The following is a 3,964-nucleotide window of genomic DNA, read 5'->3' on the forward strand; positions in this document are numbered from 1 at the left end:
CATTAATATCAATGCCTTGGTTTTTCCAATTTCTCGTCCATGGAAAAATAGCGATATCGGCTATCGAATAATTTTTACCAGCAATATAAGGATTATCTTTCAGTTGATGGTCGACCACGCCATATAAGCGCTTGGCTTCATTGGTATATCGAGTGATTGCATAGTCAATTTTTTCTGGTGCATAGATTCGAAAGTGGTGGTTTTGACCCAATAGGGGTCCCAAGCCACCCATTTGGAACATGAGCCATTGCAAGACTTCATATTTACCTCGAGTGGATTTGGGTAAAAACTTCCCTGTTTTGGAAGCTAGGTAGAGCAGTATTGCTCCGGACTCAAAAAGATGGATCGGTTTGCCATCAGGCCCTTGCGGATCAACGATGGCAGGAATCTTATTATTTGGGCTAATGGCCAAGAATTCTGGCTTGAACTGATCGCCTGCACCAATATCAATTGGATGGGCAATCCAGTCTTTATCTAATTTATAGCCACACTCTTCAAGCATGATGTGAACTTTATGACCGTTTGGTGTCGGCCAGCTATAAACATCAATGATGTCTTTCTTGGGTTTGCTTATTGCCATGATGGATTCCTCTTCTACAGGGTTTGTAAACGCTCTAATGCTTTTGAAAGCGTTTCTTCTTTTTTAGCAAAACAAAAACGGATAACGCCGGACTCAACCGGATGAGCATAGAAAGCAGATACTGGAATAGCGGCGACACCAATCTTGGTAGTAAGCCAAGAGCAGAAATCCGCTTCGCCCATCTTGGCTTGAGGGATCTGCAAATTAGTGTAGTTAACGCACTGAAAATAGGTTGCTGGTGCTGGCAATAATTCAAAGCCTGTTTGAGTTAAGCCTTTGCTAAAGAAATCCCGCTTAGCCTGATAAAAGGATGACAGCCCTAAGTAGTGCTCCGCATTCTCAAGGTACTTGGCCAAACCATATTGCATTGGCGTGTTTACTGTGAAGACATTGAATTGATGTATCTTGCGAAACTCCGCCATCATCGCTGCAGGTGCAGCTACATAACCTACTTTCCAGCCGGTGACATGGTAGGTTTTACCGAAACTTGATATCAAGAAACTTCGCGCCGCTAATTCAGGATGGCTGGCTATGCTGGCGTGTTGATGTCCGTCGTACACCATATGCTCGTAGACCTCATCACTTAAGATCAGCGCATTGGTATCTCTCACTAAATTTGCCAGGCGGTCTAGATCGGTCTTCTGCCAAATCATTCCAGTTGGATTATGCGGAGTGTTGATGATGACGAGTCGTGTCTTTGGATTAACTGCTTTGGTCAAATCATCCCAAGGTATTGAGTAAGAATTAACGCGGCCTTGATCATCACGATTGGCAATCAAAGATACAGCGATTACTTTTCCACTAGCCATCTCAATCGAAGGGCGATAGCTATCGTAAGCAGGCTCGATGATGACAACTTCGTCGCCAGCGCCCACGCATGACAAGATTGCCGTCAGGATTCCTTGAGTGCCTCCAGCGGTGATAGTAATTTCTGTATCGGGATCGTAGTCATGACCATACAAAGTGGATATTTTTTTCGATACACCGTGACGTAACTCAGCGACCCCGATCATTGGTGGATATTGATTTTGATCAGACAGCATTGCTGAGTTGACTTGAGATATGAGCTCTCGATCACATGGAAAGTCTGGAAAGCCTTGCCCTAGGTTAATAGCTTGATGCTCTGTAGCGAGAGCCGACATGACTGTAAATACCGTTGTTCCTACTTTTGGTAGGCGACTCGGAAATGCTGGCGTCAGTAGGGGATTTTGGTTCATGCGGGCGGTTTAGGGCAAATAAGGTAGGTAGTCGCTAGAATGGTAGTTATTCATCCTCAAATTGTGCCATGTTGATCGTCCTTTCACCTGCTAAATCCTTAGATTACAAAACACCGGTCAAGGCCAAGGCTCCGACTCTCCCGGAATTCGTCTCTGAATCTGCAAAGTTGATAGCGGATCTCAAGAAGCTCTCGCCTCAGGAGGTCGCTAATCTCATGGGGCTGTCAGATCAATTGGCTGCACTGAATGTGGGGCGCTACCGTGACTGGTCTAAGAAATTTACTGAAGAAAATAGTAGGCCAGCGATTTACGCCTTTAACGGTGACGTTTATGATGGTTTTGATGTTAAGACGCTAAATCAAAAGACCCTTGATTTTGCGCAAGACCATATTCGCATTCTTTCGGGTTTGTATGGTGCACTTCGCCCCCTGGATCTAATGCAGCCTTATCGCCTGGAAATGGGCACCTCCTTTCAAAATGCTCGAGGTAAAGACTTATATGCGTTTTGGGGTGAGCGTGTAACCAACTCCTTAAAGGCAGTGCTGGAGAAGCAGAAGAAGCCTTTTCTCCTCAATTTAGCCTCTGATGAGTACTTTAAGGTATTACAGGCGAAGAACTTGGATTGCCCAGTCATCTCTCCCGTATTTCAGGATGGCAAAGACGGCAAATACAAAATCATTTCCTTCTATGCCAAGCGGGCTAGGGGCTTGATGGCGCGCTATGTGGTCGAGAACCGTATATCTAATCCAGTGGATCTAAATGGCTTCAATGTAGATGGTTACAAATATGTTGCCTCTGAATCTACAGAAGAAAAGCCGCTATTTAAACGTCCCGAAAGAAAGTAGGAGAGTGCTTCATGGCTGTTCATCGCACTAAGTCCTCGCAACGCTCCTCACCTGATGTCGAGCGCCTAGTTGCTGACGCTATTTCCTTAGCAGCTTCCGGGAGTCACATTGAGGATCAGTTTTGGGAGGAACGTTTAAATGTTCGCCTAATGCGTCTTCTCAAAAGCCAAAATCAAAATGTGATTGATGCCGCTCTCGATCAAACATTTCGAATTAATACGGTGGCCTTCGAGGTACTTGCAGACTGTGCTGAGACCCTGGCTGAGTCTTTGCTAATGGAGCATGAGGGCCAGAACTGGGATGTTCTTTTGTTGGCTTTACCTATTGTTGCTCATACCCGCTATCAGATTCCTTCTGGCGCTCTTTCAGTGAGCGTCATTGAATCTACAGCCGCTGCATTACATAGCTCAATCACTTCCACTGATGCACGCTTAGCCATCGTTCCCTGGCTTTACAGCATTGATCAGATGCCACACTCACATTGCCAAACACGCCTGCTTACTGAGGCCTTAGCAAGCGCTGCTATTAGCGCTAGTGAGGTCAAATTAGAGTTGCGAGAGATGTCGGAGACTATTGCAGTTCTGGCTGATCCACGTTTTATTATTGCAGCTGTTGCTGCACCTTCTGGCTCACCACTTTTCCGGTGGCAAGCTGATGCGCCAACACGTCAAGAGCGTGGCGTCAGCTTGATAGGTTGGCAAAACATGATGCAAGAACCTATTGCGGCACTTTTGCCTGGTTGCGAGTTTGAGCTCTTATTACCTGAAGCATATTTTACAAATTGCCGATTGGCAGATAAGCAGGTACGTCCATTAAGCATTCGGGCTGCCGTGAACTTTCTTGAAAGTACGCTTGGAGTTCTTCCGGCTGGATTATCCTGCGTCGTTGGCGCATTCGGTGAAGATCAAGCTGACGAGTATCGAATCTCATTTAGCTTAAAAGGTTCTTCAGAAGTTGTATATGGTGTGATTTGGCCTTTATACGACCGAGAGAGTGTTGCTAATGATGCCCTGAATGATTTATCGGACGATGAGAGTCCGATGAAGCGAATCGCCGACGCCCTCAGGGATGCGGGTGTTGAAGATGTCTTCCGTCATGCAATGCTATTTGACCCAGAGCTTTGTGATGATTGCGGAGCCCCTCTGTTTCCAGATCGATCGGGTGACGCCATCCATGCAGAGTTGCCTGATGACGCGCCTACCCAGCAGCCTTTATTTCATTAGCATTTCAGTCTACCTTGAATCTTATAAAGTAAAAAAGCCGAGAGATTCTCGGCTTTTCCATTGTGGAGTCAGAGCTAAGATTTAGTTCTGCGTAAATGG

At 45.9% G+C, this 3,964-nt stretch carries 4 protein-coding genes; 2 read left to right on the forward strand and 2 right to left on the reverse strand.

The genetic code is table 11. From position 1 onward, the window contains the following. Nucleotides 1-553: glutathione S-transferase N-terminal domain-containing protein (locus B7Y67_RS12420; protein ID WP_293598918.1), on the reverse strand; the 553-nt coding region annotated here is incomplete at its 3' end. A 41-nt stretch (nucleotides 554-594) separates the two neighbouring features. Further along, complete coding sequence (locus tag B7Y67_RS12425; RefSeq protein ID WP_293598915.1) at nucleotides 595-1,797, reverse strand: methionine aminotransferase; 1,203 nt, start codon at nucleotides 1,795-1,797, stop codon at nucleotides 595-597. Between the two features lie 68 nt (nucleotides 1,798-1,865). Here B7Y67_RS12425 and yaaA point away from each other — a divergent pair, with 68 nt between their 5' ends. After that, on the forward strand, nucleotides 1,866-2,642 hold the full coding sequence (gene yaaA, locus B7Y67_RS12430) for a peroxide stress protein YaaA (RefSeq protein WP_293598916.1): 777 nt from the start codon (nucleotides 1,866-1,868) through the stop codon (nucleotides 2,640-2,642). Between the two features lie 11 nt (nucleotides 2,643-2,653). Then, nucleotides 2,654-3,865: a DUF2863 family protein gene (locus tag B7Y67_RS12435; RefSeq protein WP_293598917.1), complete on the forward strand. Its 1,212-nt coding sequence runs from the start codon at nucleotides 2,654-2,656 to the stop codon at nucleotides 3,863-3,865. Nucleotides 3,866-3,964: the final 99 nt, after the last annotated feature.

The sequence above is a fragment of the Polynucleobacter sp. 35-46-11 genome (assembly GCF_002281105.1).

Bases quoted from the DNA above. Each gene is read 5' to 3' on its own strand.
- B7Y67_RS12425 (WP_293598915.1), bottom strand. From the start codon at position 1,797: ATGAACCAAAATCCCCTACTGACGCCAGCATTTCCGAGTCGCCTACCA.
- yaaA (WP_293598916.1), top strand. From the start codon at position 1,866: ATGTTGATCGTCCTTTCACCTGCTAAATCCTTAGATTACAAAACACCG.
- B7Y67_RS12435 (WP_293598917.1), top strand. From the start codon at position 2,654: ATGGCTGTTCATCGCACTAAGTCCTCGCAACGCTCCTCACCTGATGTC.